Origin of the sequence: Nocardioides epinepheli (genome assembly GCF_037936805.1) — a bacterium.
In the GTDB taxonomy this organism is placed as follows: domain Bacteria; phylum Actinomycetota; class Actinomycetes; order Propionibacteriales; family Nocardioidaceae; genus Nocardioides.
On the sequence record NZ_JBBMMC010000001.1, the window covers coordinates 276,294 to 293,000 of the forward strand.

17 protein-coding genes are annotated in these 16,707 nt (G+C 70.2%); 4 read left to right on the forward strand and 13 right to left on the reverse strand.

Annotation, left to right across the window (positions count from 1 at the left end; genetic code table 11):
- Positions 1-41 precede the first annotated feature (41 nt).
- The 8 genes from WMR31_RS01305 to WMR31_RS01340 all read right to left on the reverse strand — a co-directional run bounded on the left by WMR31_RS01305 (position 42) and on the right by WMR31_RS01340 (position 9,192).
- Positions 42-1,364, reverse strand: coding sequence for an NAD(P)/FAD-dependent oxidoreductase (locus WMR31_RS01305; RefSeq protein ID WP_340536962.1), 1,323 nt, complete (start codon positions 1,362-1,364; stop codon positions 42-44).
- Entirely contained in the window at positions 1,361-2,203 is an 843-nt protein-coding gene (locus WMR31_RS01310) for a substrate-binding periplasmic protein (RefSeq protein WP_340536963.1), read from the reverse strand. Before WMR31_RS01310 ends, WMR31_RS01305 begins: the two co-directional genes overlap by 4 nt.
- Before the next feature lie 43 nt (positions 2,204-2,246).
- Complete coding sequence (locus tag WMR31_RS01315; RefSeq protein WP_340536964.1) at positions 2,247-2,954, reverse strand: amino acid ABC transporter permease; 708 nt, start codon at positions 2,952-2,954, stop codon at positions 2,247-2,249.
- Positions 2,951-3,580, reverse strand: a complete 630-nt coding sequence (locus WMR31_RS01320) for an amino acid ABC transporter permease (RefSeq protein WP_340536965.1) — start codon at positions 3,578-3,580, stop codon at positions 2,951-2,953. The genes WMR31_RS01315 and WMR31_RS01320 overlap by 4 nt, the downstream gene beginning before the upstream one ends.
- 161 nt (positions 3,581-3,741) lie before the next feature.
- Positions 3,742-4,410, reverse strand: a complete 669-nt coding sequence (locus WMR31_RS01325; RefSeq protein WP_445321586.1) for an amino acid ABC transporter ATP-binding protein — start codon at positions 4,408-4,410, stop codon at positions 3,742-3,744.
- Positions 4,411-4,868: 458 nt separating this feature from the next.
- Complete coding sequence (locus tag WMR31_RS01330) at positions 4,869-6,872, reverse strand: ABC transporter ATP-binding protein (RefSeq protein ID WP_340536966.1); 2,004 nt, start codon at positions 6,870-6,872, stop codon at positions 4,869-4,871.
- The gene (locus tag WMR31_RS01335) at positions 6,869-8,617 is read right to left on the reverse strand and encodes an ABC transporter ATP-binding protein (RefSeq protein ID WP_340536967.1); all 1,749 of its coding nucleotides are present in this window, start codon (positions 8,615-8,617) and stop codon (positions 6,869-6,871) included. The genes WMR31_RS01330 and WMR31_RS01335 overlap by 4 nt, the downstream gene beginning before the upstream one ends.
- On the reverse strand, positions 8,611-9,192 hold the full coding sequence (locus tag WMR31_RS01340) for a TetR/AcrR family transcriptional regulator (protein ID WP_340536968.1): 582 nt from the start codon (positions 9,190-9,192) through the stop codon (positions 8,611-8,613). The genes WMR31_RS01335 and WMR31_RS01340 overlap by 7 nt, the downstream gene beginning before the upstream one ends.
- A 271-nt stretch (positions 9,193-9,463) precedes the next feature.
- Here WMR31_RS01340 and WMR31_RS01345 point away from each other — a divergent pair, with 271 nt between their 5' ends.
- Positions 9,464-10,423 (forward strand): hypothetical protein, encoded by a 960-nt coding sequence (locus WMR31_RS01345; protein WP_340536969.1) that lies wholly within the window; start codon positions 9,464-9,466, stop codon positions 10,421-10,423.
- Positions 10,424-10,514: 91 nt separating this feature from the next.
- Here the strand turns inward: WMR31_RS01345 and pdxH are convergent, their stop codons facing one another.
- Positions 10,515-11,189, reverse strand: a complete 675-nt coding sequence (pdxH, locus tag WMR31_RS01350) for a pyridoxamine 5'-phosphate oxidase (RefSeq protein WP_340536970.1) — start codon at positions 11,187-11,189, stop codon at positions 10,515-10,517.
- Positions 11,190-11,250: 61 nt separating this feature from the next.
- On the opposite strand from pdxH, the gene WMR31_RS01355 reads away from it, so the two are divergent.
- Complete coding sequence (locus WMR31_RS01355; RefSeq protein WP_340536971.1) at positions 11,251-12,354, forward strand: citrate synthase 2; 1,104 nt, start codon at positions 11,251-11,253, stop codon at positions 12,352-12,354.
- The gene (locus WMR31_RS01360) at positions 12,342-12,908 is read left to right on the forward strand and encodes a GNAT family N-acetyltransferase (protein ID WP_340536972.1); all 567 of its coding nucleotides are present in this window, start codon (positions 12,342-12,344) and stop codon (positions 12,906-12,908) included. The genes WMR31_RS01355 and WMR31_RS01360 overlap by 13 nt, the downstream gene beginning before the upstream one ends.
- On the opposite strand, the gene WMR31_RS01365 is transcribed toward WMR31_RS01360, so the two are convergent.
- Both WMR31_RS01365 and WMR31_RS01370 read right to left on the reverse strand, forming a co-directional pair.
- Complete coding sequence (locus tag WMR31_RS01365; RefSeq protein WP_340536973.1) at positions 12,893-13,489, reverse strand: hypothetical protein; 597 nt, start codon at positions 13,487-13,489, stop codon at positions 12,893-12,895. The two genes, WMR31_RS01360 and WMR31_RS01365, sit on opposite strands and share 16 nt — an antisense overlap.
- Positions 13,474-13,995, reverse strand: coding sequence for a GNAT family N-acetyltransferase (locus tag WMR31_RS01370; protein ID WP_340536974.1), 522 nt, complete (start codon positions 13,993-13,995; stop codon positions 13,474-13,476). Before WMR31_RS01370 ends, WMR31_RS01365 begins: the two co-directional genes overlap by 16 nt.
- Before the next feature lie 45 nt (positions 13,996-14,040).
- Between WMR31_RS01370 and serC the strand changes: the two genes are divergently transcribed.
- Positions 14,041-15,162 carry a phosphoserine transaminase gene (serC, locus tag WMR31_RS01375; RefSeq protein WP_340536975.1) on the forward strand — a complete coding sequence of 374 codons (1,122 nt, stop codon included), beginning with the start codon at positions 14,041-14,043 and terminating at the stop codon, positions 15,160-15,162.
- Positions 15,163-15,190: 28 nt separating this feature from the next.
- On the opposite strand, the gene WMR31_RS01380 is transcribed toward serC, so the two are convergent.
- Both WMR31_RS01380 and WMR31_RS01385 read right to left on the reverse strand, forming a co-directional pair.
- On the reverse strand, positions 15,191-15,694 hold the full coding sequence (locus tag WMR31_RS01380; protein ID WP_340536976.1) for an O-acetyl-ADP-ribose deacetylase: 504 nt from the start codon (positions 15,692-15,694) through the stop codon (positions 15,191-15,193).
- 21 nt (positions 15,695-15,715) lie between these two features.
- The gene (locus WMR31_RS01385) at positions 15,716-16,702 is read right to left on the reverse strand and encodes a YjiK family protein (RefSeq protein WP_340536977.1); all 987 of its coding nucleotides are present in this window, start codon (positions 16,700-16,702) and stop codon (positions 15,716-15,718) included.
- Between the last annotated feature and the right edge of the window lie 5 nt (positions 16,703-16,707).

A 16,707-nucleotide genomic window follows, 5' to 3' on the forward strand; every position in this document is an offset into this window, starting at 1 on the left:
CCTACCGGTGGCGACGAGCCATTGTGCCTCGATCCGCGAAGTCAGCCCATGACGGTGCCGGAGCTGCCCGAGTTCGGTACGCGACGGCGGGAGAAGACCCCCAGATCGATCTCGGCGCCGGTATGCGGGGCGCGGAACTGCACCGGCTTGTCGTCATGACTCACCCCGTTCTCGACCTGGTCGATGATCGCGGTAAGGAACTGACCGATGATCGGCGCGTTCTTGAACTGGTTGCCGCTGGTGCCGACGGCCACGTAGAAGCCCTCGATATCGGTCTGGTCGTAGATCGGGGTCCAGTCGCTGGCGACGTCGTAGACCCCCACCACGCCCTGGGGCCGACTCGGCACCCGCAGGTCGGTGAGACGTCGCGCCGCTCGCATCACCTGGGACTCGAAGACCGACGCCGTCGGGTTGGGCGCCACATCGTCGGGGTCCTCGACCCATTGCATCGGATCGCATTCAGGCTCGGTGCCGCCGACGAGGAGATGGCCGGTGCCCTCCGGTCGCACATAGGTGCCCAGGTCCATGTCTGCGAAGCAGATCGGGCTCGCACGCAGCGCGCTCGGCGCCTCGACCTGGTGGACTTCTTGGCGCATCGGCCGCAGGCCGACGGTGAAGTCGCCTCCAGCGCCGGCCAGCTCGTTGACCCTGCTCGACCAGGGACCCGCGGCGTTGACGACCACGCGGCACGAGATCCGCCCCTCACCCTCGAGCCGGACGCCGGTGACGCGACCGCCCACGCGATCGATGCCGACGACCCGACGGTTCAACACGAATCGCGCACCCCGCTGGGCGGCCGCGGTCGCCAGGTTCTGCGCTGCCAGCTGCGGGTCGTTCACGTAGCCCCCGTCCGGGGTGTAGACCGCGCCCAGGGTGCTGCTGGAGTCGGCCCAGAACGCGTCGTCGGCGACGCGTTTGGGCGGCCAGTATCGCCCGACGTCGATGCCCGGCACCCTGGAGGCGAGGGTGGCGGCATCCCACTCCTCGAAGGGGATCTCGAGCTCGGCGAAATGCGGCAGAAACGTGCTACGCGGCGCCACGTCGACATCGAGCATGGCAAGCCCGCTGCGGACGTAGCGAGCCAGGGAACCCTCCTCGGCGGAAAGCCCGAGGTGATCCTCCCAGGTCTGCCAGCATGCGTACGACTCCCAGGCTGCGGCGACTCCAGCGCGAGTCGAGAAATTGAACCGGACCACGGCGCTCGATGCGCCGGTGGAGCCGTGCCCGACGCCGGCCGCCTTATCCGCCACCAGGACGTCGTAGCCGATGCGCGAGAGCTCCAGGGCGATCGATGAGCCGACGACACCGGCACCGATGATGACGACGTCGGCGCCTGCCGACGATGTCGTGCGTGGGGCGCTCATGAGCCGTTGAGCGTGGTGTCGTCGTCCTGGCTCCAGTTGACCAGGATCTCCTGCGCGGTACCGTCCTCGCGCAGTTCGGCGATGTCGGCGTTGAGCGCGTCGCCGAAGGCCGTGTTGTCCTTCGGATAGGGCATGTTGGTGCCATAGACGTCTGCCAGGGTGTCCGCCTTGGGGCTCTCCTCGATCCGGACCGCCTCCAGGTCGCCGTAGTCGCCCTGGTCGAGTTGGTAGAAGGCTTCGCCGGAGGCGGTCACGCCGGCGTCGATCCGTCCACTCTGGAGGTCGGCGAGGATCTCCTGGGTGGTGGGGTACTCCTTGATGTCACCGAGTGCCTTGCGCAACGGGTCGACGTACAGCGAACCGCCGACGACGCCGACGGACTTGCCTTCGAGATCCTCGACCGTGGCGAGGCCGTCGTTCGAGACAATGGTGGTGAACTGGTAGTAGAGCGGGTCTGTCTGGCCGACGACCTCGCCGCGCTCAGGCGTGATGAATGCGCCGGCGGAGAGCAGGTCGATCTGGCCGTCCTGGATCTTCTGGATGGCGTCTTGTCCCGGCACCTCGGAGGCCTCGATCCTCAGGCACTCCTTCTCGGCGATCGCCTTGGCCCACTCGGCGTCCATGCCGGTCCATTCCTTGCTGATCGGGTCGAGTGTCGAGTACGGCGCCGAGGTGACCACACCGATCGTGAGCACGCCCTCCTTGGCGGTCTGGAAGTCGTGGGCGGGCTGGCAATCAGGGTCCACGGTGTCGGCCGAGCTGTCATCGGAGCCGCAGGCGCCGAGAGAGAGCACGAGTGCGAATGCGCCGAGGACGGCGGCTGAGGAGGAGCAAGGCATGGCGGAACTCGCTTTCGGCTATGCGGATGGGTGAGGCGATTGGTCAGGCAGGAGTCACTGCGCTCGGGCCGGCGGCCCGACGCAAGGAGCGGGCCAGCCCGCGGATCCCGCTGCCGCCGCCGCGACGGCGCTCGAGCCGGGCCGCGAGAGCAAGGAAGGGGATGCTGATAGCGGCGTACACGCCGGCGGCGACGGCGAGGTGATAGAGGTAGCGGTAGTCCTGCGCACCTTGGCTCTTGGCCATGGCGAACAGATCGGAGGTGCCGACCCACCCCGCGAGCGAGGTGCCCTGAAAGAGGATGACCGTCCAGGAGATCAGCGGTGGCAGCGCCGCCCTGAGGGCCTGAGGCAGGACGATCCGGAGCGTGATGGTCGTCCGGCCCAGGCCGAGCGCCTCGCCGGCCTCCACGTGGGCGGCTGGCACCATGGCGATCGCGGCGGCGATGATCGGCGCGGTATAGGCGACGAACGTCAACGCGAAGGCCAGGCAGGCCGACCAGGTCGCGCTCAGCACGATGCCCTGCTCGGGCAGCCCGTAGTAGACGAAGTAGAGGGTGAGCAACGCCGGCATCCCGCGGAGGATCTCGATGGCGACCACCAGCGGCGCCGTGATCAGTTTGTGCTTGCTCTGGAAGGCAATGGCGACGAGCACGGCCAGCGGAAACCCGAGCACGAAGGACAGCACTGTGAGCCACAGTGTCGTAACGATGCCGGGACCGAGCTCCTGGAGGTCGTGCAGAAGGTCGCTCATGCGGCTCTCCTGCGGAGGATCCTGCGTTCGAGGTGCCGCGCTGGAACGGCGACTGCGACCGAGAGCCCCACGTAGAAGACCGCGATCACAGCGAAGGCGAGGATCGGCTCGTTGTAGTAGCGCCGATAGACGTCGGCTCGTCCGGTCAGCTCCATCACGCCGATCAGTGAGGCCAGAGCGCTGTCTTTGAGCAAGGCGATGACGTAGGAAGCGGTCGAGGCGGCCAGCAGGCCGGCGGTGCTGGGGATCATCACCAGGCGGTACTTGTCCCACCGGCTCATTGCAAGCGCGTCGGCGGCGTCGACCTGACCGGCCGGAACCGCCTCCAAGGCGGCCCGATAGATCTCGGCCATGTAACCGCTCCCGGCAATCCCGAGGGCGATGATCGCGGCCGGCACGGGCTCCAGCGGGAGATGGTCCTGGAGTCCGAAGAAGACGAGGAACAGCCAGGCCACCGGCGGGACGCCGCGCACCAGGGCGACGTAGGCGCCGCCAAGCCAACGTAGAAAGGCGAAGGGGCAACGGCGGATGCCGGCCACGATGGCGCCGAGGAGAGCGGCAATCACGAACGCTCCGAAGGTGACCTGCACCGTGGTGCCGATCCCTTGGGCCAGGAACTCGATCATGACGCCGACTTCTCGACCGGCGGGGTGTCTGCCCCGAGATCGCCGGCGACGGCGGCCACGAAGGCGCGCACGCGTTCGTGCTTCGGACGGTCGAGCACCTCACGCGGGCTGTCGCACTCGAGGATCTGACCGCCGTCGAAGAAGACGACCCGGTCGGCGACCTACCGGGCGAAGCCCAGCTCGTGGGTCACCACGATCATGGTCATCCCGGAATCGGCCAGCTTCCGCATCACGCGCAGCACCTCGATCCGCAACTCGGGGTCGATGGCCGAGGTGGGCTCGTCGAAGAGCATGACCTCGGGGTCGAGGGCGACCGCCCTCGCGATGGCCACGCGTTGCTGCTGTCCGCCCGAGAGTGAGCCGGGCTTGGCCTCGGCCTTGTGGGCGAGCCCGACCTTCTCCAACAGGTCCTTGGCGCGGGTAGTCGCCTCGACGCGGCTGCGGCCCAGGCTGCGCACCTGGGGCATCACGATGTTGTCGAGTGCGGTCATCGTGGGGAACAGGTGGAAGCCCTGGAACACCATCCCTACCCGTCGACGCAGGTCCCGCAGAGCACGGCTGTTCGGCTCCTGCTCGGCCCGAGATCCGGGGGCGCTGAAGACGAGGTCGTCATCGACCCAGATCCGGCCGCTGTCGGGCCGCTCGAGCAGGTTGATGCAGCGCAGTGTGGTGCTCTTGCCGGAGCCGCTGGGCCCGATCATCGCGATGACCTCGCCGCGGCGCACCTCGAGATCCACACCGCGCAGCACGGGTACGCGGCCGTGATAGGAGGTCTGGAAGGTCTTCTCCAGACCCTCGAGTCGCAGGACGACGTCGACCGCCGAGCTCACCGCCACGACCCCTGAACGTGCTGCACGTGCGTGATGGCCTGCATGAGGACCTCCCTCGTCGGCCACGAGCCGACGCTCGGATCGAGCGTCCCGGTCGTGGTGGGCAGCGATCGTGGCATCGCTGCGGGAGTGGGCGCGTCACGCCGATGTCGGAATGTCCCGACACCGTCGTTCGACATGTGTAGGAGAGCCCGCGCAGACGGTCGACGGCCGGGCGCGGTAGCCGAAAAATGGACGACCCGCAGGCGTGGCCGGAAGGGCCGCTCCCAGGGACGTGGTCCGGGATCGCCTGCGGGTCGGGTCGCTGCTTGGTATTCGCCAGCAGCTCGTCGAGTGGTTCCACCCGACGTGATGCTGGGCTGCTAGCGGGCAGCCACCTCACGCGTCCTATAAGAAATCATTCTTCGGACCACCTCCTTTCCCGTGTGCCACGAGCCTAGGGCGGGTCGTGGTCGGGCTCAAGGGATTAATGCGGGATCAATGCCGGGCTCGTCGTCCTCCAGCTCCTGGACGGCGGCGGCGAACTGCGACTGGTAGAGCCGCGCGTAGGCGCCGTCGGCCGCGAGCAGCGCGGCATGGGTGCCCTGCTCGACGATCGCGCCGTCCTCCATGACCAGGATCAGGTCGGCGTCGCGGATCGTGGAGAGCCGGTGGGCGATCACGAACGACGTGCGATCGCTGCGCAGCGCCGCCATCGCGTGCTGGAGGAGCAGCTCGGTGCGGGTGTCGACCGAGCTGGTGGCCTCGTCGAGGATGAGCAGCGCCGGGTCGGTGAGGAACGCGCGCGCGATCGTGACCAGCTGCCGCTCCCCCGCCGACAGGTTGGAGCCGCCCTCGTCGAGCACGGTGTCGTAGCCGTCCGGCAGCGAGTGCACGAACCGGTCGACGAAGGTCGCACGCGCGGCTTCGAGCACCTCCTCCTCGCTGGCTCCCGGCCGGCCGTAGGCGATGTTGTCGCGGATCGTGCCCTCGAACAGCCAGGTGTCCTGCAGCACCATTCCGATCCGCCCGCGCAGGCTCGCGCGCGGCAGATCGGTGATGTCGACGCCGTCGATGGTGATCCGGCCGCCATCGAGCTCGTAGAACCGCATGATGAGGTTCACCAGCGTGGTCTTGCCGGCTCCGGTCGGTCCGACGATCGCGACGGTCTGGCCCGGGCGCGCCACCAGCGACAGGTCGGTGATCAGCGGCCGGTCGTGGTCGTAGGAGAACGTCACGTCCTCGAAGGCGACCTCGCCGCGGGTGGCGCCCTTCTCGAGGACGACGCCGGTCGCGGTGACGGCGTCCGGCACCTCCTCGTCGGCGTCGAGGAGCTCGAAGACGCGCTCGGCGGAGGCGACGCCCGACTGCAGCAGGTTGGCCATCGAGGCCACCTGGGTCAGCGGCTGGGTGAACTGCCGCGTGTACTGCACGAACGCCTGCACCTCGCCGAGGGTGAGCGACCCGCTCGCCACGCGCAGCGCCCCGATGACGGCGACGGCGACGTAGTTGAGGTTCCCGATGAACATCATCGACGGCATGATCAGTCCGCTGATGAACTGGGCTTTGAAGCTCACCTCGTAGAGCTCCTCGTTCTGGCGCGCGAACTCCTCCTCGGCCTCACGCTGCCGGCCGAACACCTTGACCAGGTCGTGCCCGCTGAAGGTCTCCTCGATGTGGGCGTTGAGGGTGCCGGTGCGGCGCCACTGGGCGACGAACTGCCCCTGCGAGCGCGACATCACCGCGCGGGTGACCAGCAGCGAGATCGGCACGCTCACCAGTGCGACCAGTGCGAGCAGCGGCGAGATCCACACCATCATCGCCAGCACCGCCACCACCGTGGTGAGCGAGGTGAGCAGCTGGCTCATCGTCTGCTGGAGGGTGGTGGAGATGTTGTCGATGTCGTTGGTGACCCGCGAGAGCAGCTCGCCGCGCGGCGAGCGGTCGAAGTAGCCGAGCGGGAGCCGGTTGATCTTGTCCTCGACGTCCTGGCGCATCGTGCGCACCGTGCGCTGGACGACGCCGTTGAGGACGTAGCCGGCCAGCCAGCCGAGCAGCGCGGCGCCGGCGTAGATCGCCAGCACCCACAGCAGCACCCGGCCGACGGCGGTGAAGTCGATGCCCTGGCCCGGCACCACCCCCTGGCCGCGGACGACGGCCGGCAGGTCGGCGTCCGGGGTGCCGGGCGGGAGGTCGCGGCCGATGAAGCCGTTGAACACCAGGTCGGTGGCATGGCCGAGGATGCGCGGGCCGATCGACATCAGCACGACCGAGGCGACGGTGAGGACCAGCACGGTGAGGGTGGCCAGCCGCTCCGGCAGCAGCCGGGCGATCAGGCGCTTGGCCGAGGGCCCAAAGTCGAGCGCCTTCTGGCCGACCATGCCACCGCCCATCGGGCCCCGGCCGGGACCGCCGGCCGGCCCCTCGATGCGCTCGGTGGCCTTGAACCCGGTGACCTTCTTGGCGGGCGTGGGCTCGCTCATCGCACGCTCACCTCCTCCTCGTCGGCCGAGAGCTGCGAGGCGACGATCTCCCGATACGTCTCGCAGCCCTCGAGCAGCTGGTCGTGGGTTCCTCGCCCGACGACCCGCCCGTCCTCGAGGACGACGATCTCGTCGGCGTCCCTGATGGTCGAGACGCGCTGAGCGACCACGAGCACCGTCGCGTCGGTGGTGACCGGCGCGAGCGCGGCGCGCAGCCGGGCGTCGGTGGCGAGGTCGAGGGCGGAGAACGAGTCGTCGAACAGGTAGATCCCCGGGCGACGTACGACGGCGCGGGCGATCGCGAGACGCTGCCGCTGGCCGCCGGAGAAGTTCGTGCCGCCCTGCGCGACCGGGGCGTCGAGGCCCTCGGGCAGGGCCTCGACGAAGTCGCGCGCCTGGGCGACCTCCAGGGCGGCCCAGATCTCGGCGTCGGTGGCGTCGTCCTTGCCGTGCAGGAGGTTCGAGCGCACGGTGCCCGAGAACAGGTAGCCCTTCTGGGGCACCAGTCCGAGCTGGCTCCACAGCACCTCGGGGTCGAGGTCGCGGACGTCGACCCCGCCGACCCGGACGGCGCCTGCGGTGGTGTCGAACAGCCGCGGGATGAGATTGACCAGCGTGGTCTTGCCCGCGCCGGTCGACCCGATCACCGCGATCGTCTGGCCGGGGCGACCGGAGAGGGACACCTCGGCCAGCACCGGCTCGTCGGCGCCCGGGTAGGCGAAGGTGACGGCGTCCAGGTCGAGCTCGCCGCGGCGGGCGGGGTCCGGGGCCACCGGCGTCGTCGGCGGCACCACCGAGGAGTCGGTGTCGAGCACCTCCATGATGCGGTCGGCGCACACCGCCGAGCGCGGCACCTGCATCAGCATGAACGTGGCCATCATGATCGACATCAGGATCTGCATCAGATAGCTGAGGAACGCCGTGAGCGCGCCGACGCCCATCTGCCCGTCGTTGACCCGGTGCCCGCCGAACCAGATGACGCCGACGCTGGCGACGTTCACGATGAGCATCACCAGCGGGAACATCGTGGCCAGCCACCGGCCGGCGCGGATCGCGACGTCGGTGAGGTCGTCGTTGGCGCGGCCGAACCGCTCGGCCTCGTACGGCTCGCGGACGAAGGCACGAACCACGCGGATGCCGGTGATCTGCTCGCGCAGCACGCGGTTGACCTCGTCGATGCGGCCCTGCATGAGCCGGAAGCTCGGCACCATGCGCGAGATGACGAAGGCGACCGCGAGCACCAGCGCGGGCACGGCGACCGCGAGGATCCAGCCGAGCCCGACGTCCTCGCGCAGCGCCATGATGATCCCGCCGACCATCATGATCGGCGCGGATGCCGCGATCAGGCAGGCCATCAGCACGAGCATCTGGACCTGGGTGACGTCGTTGGTGCCGCGGGTGATGAGCGAGGGAGCACCGAACTGCTGCACCTCGCGGGTCGAGAACGTGCCGACCCTGGCGAACAGGGCGGCGCGCACGTCGCGGCCGAATGCCATCGCGGTGCGGGCGCCGAACCACGCCGCGCCGACCGACCCGACGATCTGGACCAGGGACACCGCGAGCATCAGCCCGCCCAGGCGCCAGATCGCGTCGGTGTCGCCGAGGGCGATGCCCTCGTCGATGATGCGGGCGTTCAGGCTCGGCAGGTACAGCATCGCCAGGACGCTGAGGAACTGCAGGACGACGACCGCGGCCAGCCAGCCGCGGTACTTCGGCAGTCGCTCCCGCAGGAGTCGGATCAGCATGCGTCGTCGTCCTTCCCGAGGCCGTCGAGGACGACCTCCACGATCTGCTCGGGGGTGAGGAGGCTGCCGTCGGCGATCTGGTCGTGGCTGCCGGCGAAGCTGACCAGCCGGAACACGTGCGCGACGTACGGCGCGGGCGCGCGGAACTGCCCGGGATCGCCCAGGACGCCGAGGATCAGCTCCTCCGCACGCGCCCGCCACGCCTGGGCCTTCACGCCGTCGTGGTCGGGCGGGCGCATGAAGCCCACCTTGGTCATCAGCGCGAACGTCGCCCGGTGCCGCTGCTGGATGATCGAGGCCAGCCGCACCAGCCGCTCACGCAGCGGGAGGCCGGGGTCGATCTCGAGGATCCGCGCCTCGACGTCCCCGGGCTCGAAGGCGCGCGCGATCGCGGCGTCGACCAGCTCGTCCTTGGAGTCGACGACCCGGAAGATCGTCCCCTCCGCGACCCCGGCCGCCTCCGCGATCTGCCGCGTCGTCACCGCCCGCCCATGCTCACGCAGCAACCGCAACGTCACATCGACCAGCACCTCACGCCGTTCCTCCGGCGCCATCGCCCTCGCTCTCGGACTCACCCGCCCGACTGTAAATGAGTGAGCACTCACTCACAAATGGTTTTCGGGTTCCTTTCGGGATAGTCCCGGGACTTTGGGTTGCCGAGAGCAGCCGATAGCAACCCAAAGTCCAGGGACTACCCACCATCCGGCGGTCCTGTGGATGACCAACCTCGACGACCGCGGATCCCGGAATAGTTGCCCCATGGCCGAGTTCGTCTCCTATCCGGTATCGCGAACCGGGCTCACTCGCCCGAGTCGCGTGAGCCGAACGGGTGGGACGCCCACGCCCATGCAGGCGAGGGGCGCCGCCTGGCGGCGCAGCTCGCGGGGCTACTACGTCCGAGCAGAGGTCGACGGCGAACGCCCCGAGCAGCGCATCGTGGAGGCAGCCGCGGCGCTCCGCAACGGACTCGCGATCACCGGGTGGGCCGCCCTGCGCTGGAGGGGCGGGCGCTGGTTCGACGGCCTGACCGGTTCGGGTGAGCGTCGGCCGATCACGCTCTTGATCGGCACTCACGACGTCCTGCCACAGCCAGCGCACGCGATCCGGGTCTGCGGCGAGAGCGTCGCACCACACATGTTCGACGTCATAGACGGCGTCCCTGTCGCTCGCGCGACCTGGGCGGTGTCCTTCGAGATGCGGTACGCGCGGTCGGAGTACACAGCGGCCAAGATTCTGAGCCTCGCCGCCTACGACGACTTGGTATCGATCGAAGAGATGCGCGAGTTCTTCATCGACCAGAGTTCGTGGACCGGCATTCCGCAGGCCCGCAAGGCACTCACGTGGGCCGAGGAGAACATCTGGTCTCCGAGCGAGTTCGACCTCGGACTTCAGCTCTACGTCGAGCGTCACCACGACCGTCCACTCTTCAACCGCCCCGTCTTCGACCTCACCGGCAGGCATCTGTTCACACCGGACCTCATCGACCCGATCGCCGGCGTCGTCCTCGAACACAACGGCCCCACCCACAGGGAGTCGACGGCCTACGGGGCGGACCTACAGCGCTGGGGACATTACGCCGAACACGGGCTCGAGGCGGTCGCATCCAGCAGCTTCGACCTTCGCGACCCCCGTCTCCTCAGCCAACGACTTCGCGACGCCTACCGTCGAGCCGAACGACGCCGGGACCACCAGCGAAGCTGGACGATCGACCCGCCAGACTGGTGGACGCCCACCCATACCGTCGCATTGCGTCGTTCCCTGTCGCGAGACCAGGCCGCTCGACTGCTGAGGTACCGCGCGAGCTGAGTCTCGTCCCAGGGATAGTCCCGGGACTTTGGGTTGCTTTCGCGCGTCCAGAGCAACCCAAAGTCCCGGGACTACCCCCAACCGGACCCCCTCAGGGGGCGAGGCGATGGGTGGTCCAGGCGTCGGGGGTGCGGGTGTAGACGAGGCGGTCGTGCATGCGGCCGGGGCGGCCCTGCCAGAACTCGACGACGTCGGGGCGGACGAGGTAGCCGCCCCACTCGTCGGGAGGACCCAGCTCGTCGTCCGGGACGTCGGCGAAGCGGTCCTCGACCGCCGCGTAGGCGCCAGAGAGCTCCTCGCGTCCGGCGACCACCTGCGACTGGTGCGAGGCCCACGCACCGAGGCGGGAGCCGCGCGGGCGCACCGCGAAGTAGGCCTCGACGTCGGCGCGGGACAGCGCAGTCGCGACGCCTTCGACTCGCACCTGCCGCTCGAGGGGATGCCAGGGGAACAGCAGGGCGCAGCGGGGGTTCTCGGCGAGGTCGGCGCCCTTGCGCGACGCGAGGTTGGTGAAGAACCGGAAGCCGTCGGGGCCGACGCCCTTGAGCAGCACGAAGCGCGAGGAGGGCTGACCCGACGGCGACACCGTGGCCACCACCATCGCGTTCGGCTCGTGGACGCCGGCCGCGCGCGCCTCGGCGAACCACCGCTCGAACATCGCGATGGGGTCGGGCAGCAGGTCGGACTCCTCCAGCCCGCCGGCGGCGTACTCCTCGCGGAGCCCGGCCAGGTCCACCTGCGGTCGGTCGTCGTGCGGATCACCCATGACACCGACGGTAGTGGCGGTGGGGCAGAATGCGGAGAATCTTCGTGATGGGAGCCAGCCGATGACCGAGGTACACCACGGACTGGAGGGCGTCGTCGCCTTCGAGACCGAGATCGCCGAACCCGACAAGGAAGGCTCGGCGCTGCGATATCGCGGCGTCGACATCGAGGACATCGTGGGTCGGGTCCCGTTCGAGAACGTGTGGGGGCTGCTCATCGACGGCAGCTACAGCCCCGGGCTCGCCCCGGCCGAGCCCTACAACCTGCCGGTCCACACCGGCGACGTCCGCGTCGACGTCCAGGCCGCGGTCGCGATGCTCGCACCGGCCTTCGGCTTCGGCCAGACCTACGACATCAGCGACGAGCAGGCCCGCGAGGACCTCGGCCGGGTCGCGGTCATGGTGCTCTCCTACGCCGCCCAGTCCGCCCGCGGACTGCAGCAGCCGGTGGTCCCGCAGCGCATCGTCGACGACGGCTCGACCCTCGCGGAGAAGTTCCTCATCCGCTGGAAGGGCGAGGCCGACCCGTCCCACGTCAAGGCCATCGACGCCTACTGGAGCAGCGCCGCCGAGCACGGCATGAACGCCTCCACCTTCACCGCGCGGGTGATCACCTCCACCGGCGCCGACGTCGCCGCGGCGTTCTCCGGCGCCATCGGCGCGATGAGCGGCCCGCTGCACGGCGGCGCGCCGAGCCGGGTCCTCGGCATGATCGAGGACGTCGAACGCACCGGCGACGCCGACGCCTACGTCAAGGGCCTCCTCGACTCCGGGGAGCGCCTGATGGGCTTCGGGCACCGCGTCTACCGCGCCGAGGACCCCCGCGCCCGCGTGCTCCGGCGCACCGCGCGCGAGCTGAACGCGCCTCGGTACGAGGTCGCCGAGGCGCTGGAGAAGGCCGCGCTGAAGGAGCTGCGCGAGCGCCGTCCCGACCGGGTCCTGGAGACGAACGTGGAGTTCTGGGCCGCGATCGTCCTCGACTTCGCCGAGGTGCCGGCCAACATGTTCACCTCGATGTTCACTTGTGCCCGCACCGGTGGCTGGTCGGCCCACATCCTGGAGCAGAAGCGCACGGGCCGCCTCATCCGCCCCTCGGCGATCTACACCGGCCCGCCGGCGCGCAAGGCCGACGAGGTCGAGGGCTGGAAGACGGAGTGGGCGAGCTGAGCCGTCCGACCCTCACCACCGAACGGATCGTCCTCGAGCCGCTCACGGTCGCTCACACCGACCTGCTCGTCGAGCTCGACAGCGATCCCGAGGTGTTGCGCCACATCTTCGGGCGTGCGCTCTCGCGCGAGGAGGTGGTCGAACGCTGGATGCCCAAGCGCACCCGCCCGGACGCCGACGCGCGCGGCCTCGGCTACTGGGTCGGCCACCACGACGACCGGTTCCTGGGCTGGTGGTGCCTCGGTGTCGACGACGCCGACCCGACCACCGCCGAGCTGGGCTACCGACTCCGCCGCGACGCGTGGGGCGCCGGCTATGCCACCGAAGGGTCGAGAGCACTGCTCACCCACGCCTTCGAGACGGTCGGCCTGGACTCGGTGTGGGCCGAGACGATGGCGGTCAACACCGGATCACGCGGCGTGATGTCCAAGCTGGGCCTGCAACACGTGGCCACCGAGGTCCGCGAGTGGGACGACCCGCTACCCGGGTGGGAGCAGGGCGAGGTCCGCTACGAGATCACCCGCCGAGCGGCCGCCGATCAGCTATCGCGCTGAGCACGGCTGGTCAGAGCCAGATAGGCGGCGCCGCGGGGCGAGATCTCGTAGCCGACACGGTGGCTGATCGTCAGCCCGAGATTCTTCAGCTTGCGGACGTCGATCTTGAACGGCGCGGTCTCCCGGCCGACCGACGCCGCCAGGTCCGGCGCGCGGACCTGTGGCCGCTCGACGATCATCCGCAGGTAGGCGAGCGTCCACGGGCCGTGCGAGGCCGCCCGGTCGAGGCGCTCGAGCCGCGTGTCGAGCTCAGCGACGTCGGCAGGCGAGAGATCGGTGCTCTCACGCAGCGCGATCCGCGGGTCCTCCCCCACCCAGGCCAGGCTGATCCGGTACGTCGCCCAGTCGTCGTCGCCGGCGAGCCGGGCGCGCAGCCGGTCGGCGTCGCCCCACCCGGCGGCGACCGCCTCCTCGTCAGTGATCTGGGCGGGGTCGACCACGACGACGTCCTCGACGCGCACCATCCCGGCCACGGTCGCGAACATACGGCCGGGCTCGACGTCCTGCTTGCGCCAGCGCCGGAACGCCAGCCGCACCGAGCCGTCGCGGACGCCGTGGGCCACCTTCATCGGGAGCAGCACCGCAGATCCTTCCCATAGCAGCGGTTCAGGGGCGAGTGCCGATAGTGGCCGAACGGCTCGATGGCCGTGTAGCCGGACGACTCGTACAAGGCGATCGCCTCGGGTTGCGCGACACCGGTCTCGAGCACCATCACCACCGCACCCGACGACGCCGCGGTCGACTCGAGGTGCGCCAGGACGGCGCGGGCCAGACCGCGTCCTCGCGCGTCCGGGACGACGTACATCCGCTTGATCTCGGCGGTGACGGCCGAGCCGAACGCCACGACGTCGTCGCGGCGACGCCAGGCGCCGGTGGCGAGCGGCGTCGAGTCGGCGTAGGCGACGAAGAACGAGCCGACCGGCGGGTCGAACATGGCGGGATCCAGCGGCGTCCGGTCGGGGCCGCCGTAGCGGCGGACGTACTCCTCCTGCACCTGCGCGATCAACGCCAGCGCGTCCGGGTCGCCGTACTCGACCCGCGCGATCCGGGGTGCGCCGGCCTCCACGCGGACCTCGGTCTCAGCCACGTGCCGCCTCCCTCTGCCTGTCGTACGCACTGTCAGAATAGGCAGGTGAGCGACGACCTGCGGATCCCGTCCGACCTGCTTCCGGCCGATGGACGATTCGGCGCCGGTCCCTCGAAGATCCAGCCCGAGCATCTGTCGGCGCTCGCGGCCACCGGTGTCTCCCTGATGGGCACCTCCCACCGTCAGGCGCCGGTGCGCGACCTGGTGGGCCGGGTCAGAGACGGCCTGGCCGATCTGTTCGCCCTGCCCGAGGGCTACCAGGTGGTGCTCGGCAACGGAGGCGCGACTGCCTTCTGGGACGTCGCCACGTACGGCCTGATCGAGCAGCGCAGCCAGCACCTGAGCTTCGGGGAGTTCTCCGCGAAGTTCGCCTCGGCGGCGGCCGCCGCGCCGTGGCTCCAGGAGCCGAGCGTGATCTCCGCGGCCCCCGGATCGCGCCCGGTCGCGGTGGCCGAGGACGGCGTCGACGCCTATGCCTGGGCACACAACGAGACCTCGACAGGCGTGATGGCTCCGGTCCGGCGACCCGAGGGCGGCGGCGATGCGCTGGTGCTGATCGACGCGACGTCGGGGGCCGGCGGGCTGCCGGTCGACATCGCCGAGACCGACGTCTACTACTTCGCCCCGCAGAAGTCCTTCGCCTCCGACGGCGGGCTCTGGCTGGCGCTGATGTCGCCGGCCGCGCTCGAGCGGGCCGCGAGGATCGCCGCGAGCGATCGTCACATCCCGGCGTTCTTCGACCTGCCGACCGCGATCGACAACTCCGCGAAGAACCAGACCTACAACACCCCGTCGATCGCCACCCTCTTCCTGATGGCCGAGCAGCTGGACTGGATGAACGGCGCCGGCGGACTCCCCGGCATGGTCGAGCGCACCACCGCCTCGTCCGATGCGTTGTACGGCTGGGCGGAGAAGTCGTCGTACGCGGTCCCCTACGTAGCGGACCCCGCTCATCGCTCGCTGGTGATCGGCACGATCAACTTCGACGATGCGGTCGACGCCGCCGCGGTCGCCGCGACCCTGCGCGCCAACAGGATCGTCGACACCGAGCCCTACCGCAAGCTCGGCCAGAACCAGCTGCGGATCGCGATGTACCCGGCTGTCGACCCGGCCGACGTCGAGGCCCTCACCCACTGCATCGACTGGGTGGTCGAGCGCCTGAGCTGAGGCAGCCCGCTCGGGACAGTCCCCGGGACTATCCCGAGATGCGGCCGGCCACCAGGTCGTGGGTGGGCTCGTCGAAGGCGACGATGCGGGCCTCGGTGACGTCGGAGGCGGTGTCGCGGAGCGTGTCGACGGCGGCGGCGATCGCGTCGTCGAGGGGCCAGCCGTAGACGCCGGCGCTGACCAGCGGAAACGCCACCGTGCGGGCGCCGAGCTCGTCGGCGACGGCGAGGGCCCGGGCGTAGCAGGAGACCAGCAGCCCGCGGTCGGTCTCACCGGCGCGGTGGTTCGGGCCGACCACGTGGATCACCCACTTCGCCGGCAGATCGCCGGCCGTGGTCCAGCCCGCGTCGCCGGTGGCCAGGCCCGAGGGGAACCGCCGGACGCAGTCCTCGAGCACCGCCGGGCCGCCCGCGCGATGGATGGCGCCGTCGACGCCACCGCCCCCGCGCATCCCCCGGTTCGCGGCGTTGACCACCGCGTCGACGTCCTGGACGGTGATGTCGCCCTGCACGACCGTGACTCGATCCGACATCCCTCGATCCTAGGCGGATGCTCAGCGAGGGCGCATGGAGCGCAGGAGCACCACGATGACGGCCAGGCCCGCGACGCCGCCCAGCAGCCACGGCCACACCGGTCTGTCGTCGGCCTCGGTCGCGGTCTCGGAGCCGGATCCGGCGTCGGGGGTCGGCTCGCCGGCATCGGCCGTCGGTTCGCCGGTCGCGGACGTGCCGTCCGTGGGCGTAGGGGCCGGCTCGGGCGCCATCGCCCGCGCGATCCGGGCCGGCAGCCGCACGCGGAGCACGTCGGAGCGGACCCCTTCGGTGCTGAGGAAGACCGCGCCGTCCTCGTCGACCGCGATCCCCTCCCCCTGCTCCTGGCCGGGCAGGTCGAAGCGCCCGACCTCCTCCAGCGCCGGCCAGGTGTAGACATTGGCCGAGCCGTATCCGCGGACGATCAGGTGCCGGCCGTCGGGGAAGAACGCGCCGTCGGTGGCGATCGAGCGCACGACGCCGACACTCCGCATCCGGTTGGGCCGGTCGGCATCGAGCTCGCGTGGCCCCAGGAGGACCTCGCCACCGAAGATCCCCTTGCCGAGCACGACCAGCCGCCCGGTCACCGGATCGGCGAGCAGCGACTCGGCGTCCTGCGCCGGATAGGTCAGCTCGTACTCGGTGACGTCGACGGCCCGGTCACCCCGACCCACCGGGACCTTGACGACGCTCACCCGGTCGCGGCTGCCGAGGTTGTCGCCGATGTCGCCGACCCAGACCTGGCCGTCCCCGGCCGGAGCCAGGGCCTCGATGTCTGCGGGTCCGTCCTCGTCCGGGGACCACGTCGTGACGCCGACCGTGTCGCCGCTGTCGGGGTCGACGGTGAAGACCCGCGCGCGGTCGCCGGAGTCGTTGACGGTGGTGAACAGGCCGTCCTGCGCCACCAATCCGCTGGACTCCACGATCGCCGGATCGCGGAAGGTGAACGCGACGTCACCCTCCGGGCCGGCCGCCGACGCGCACACGCCGACCACGAAGGGCAGTGCCACGACGA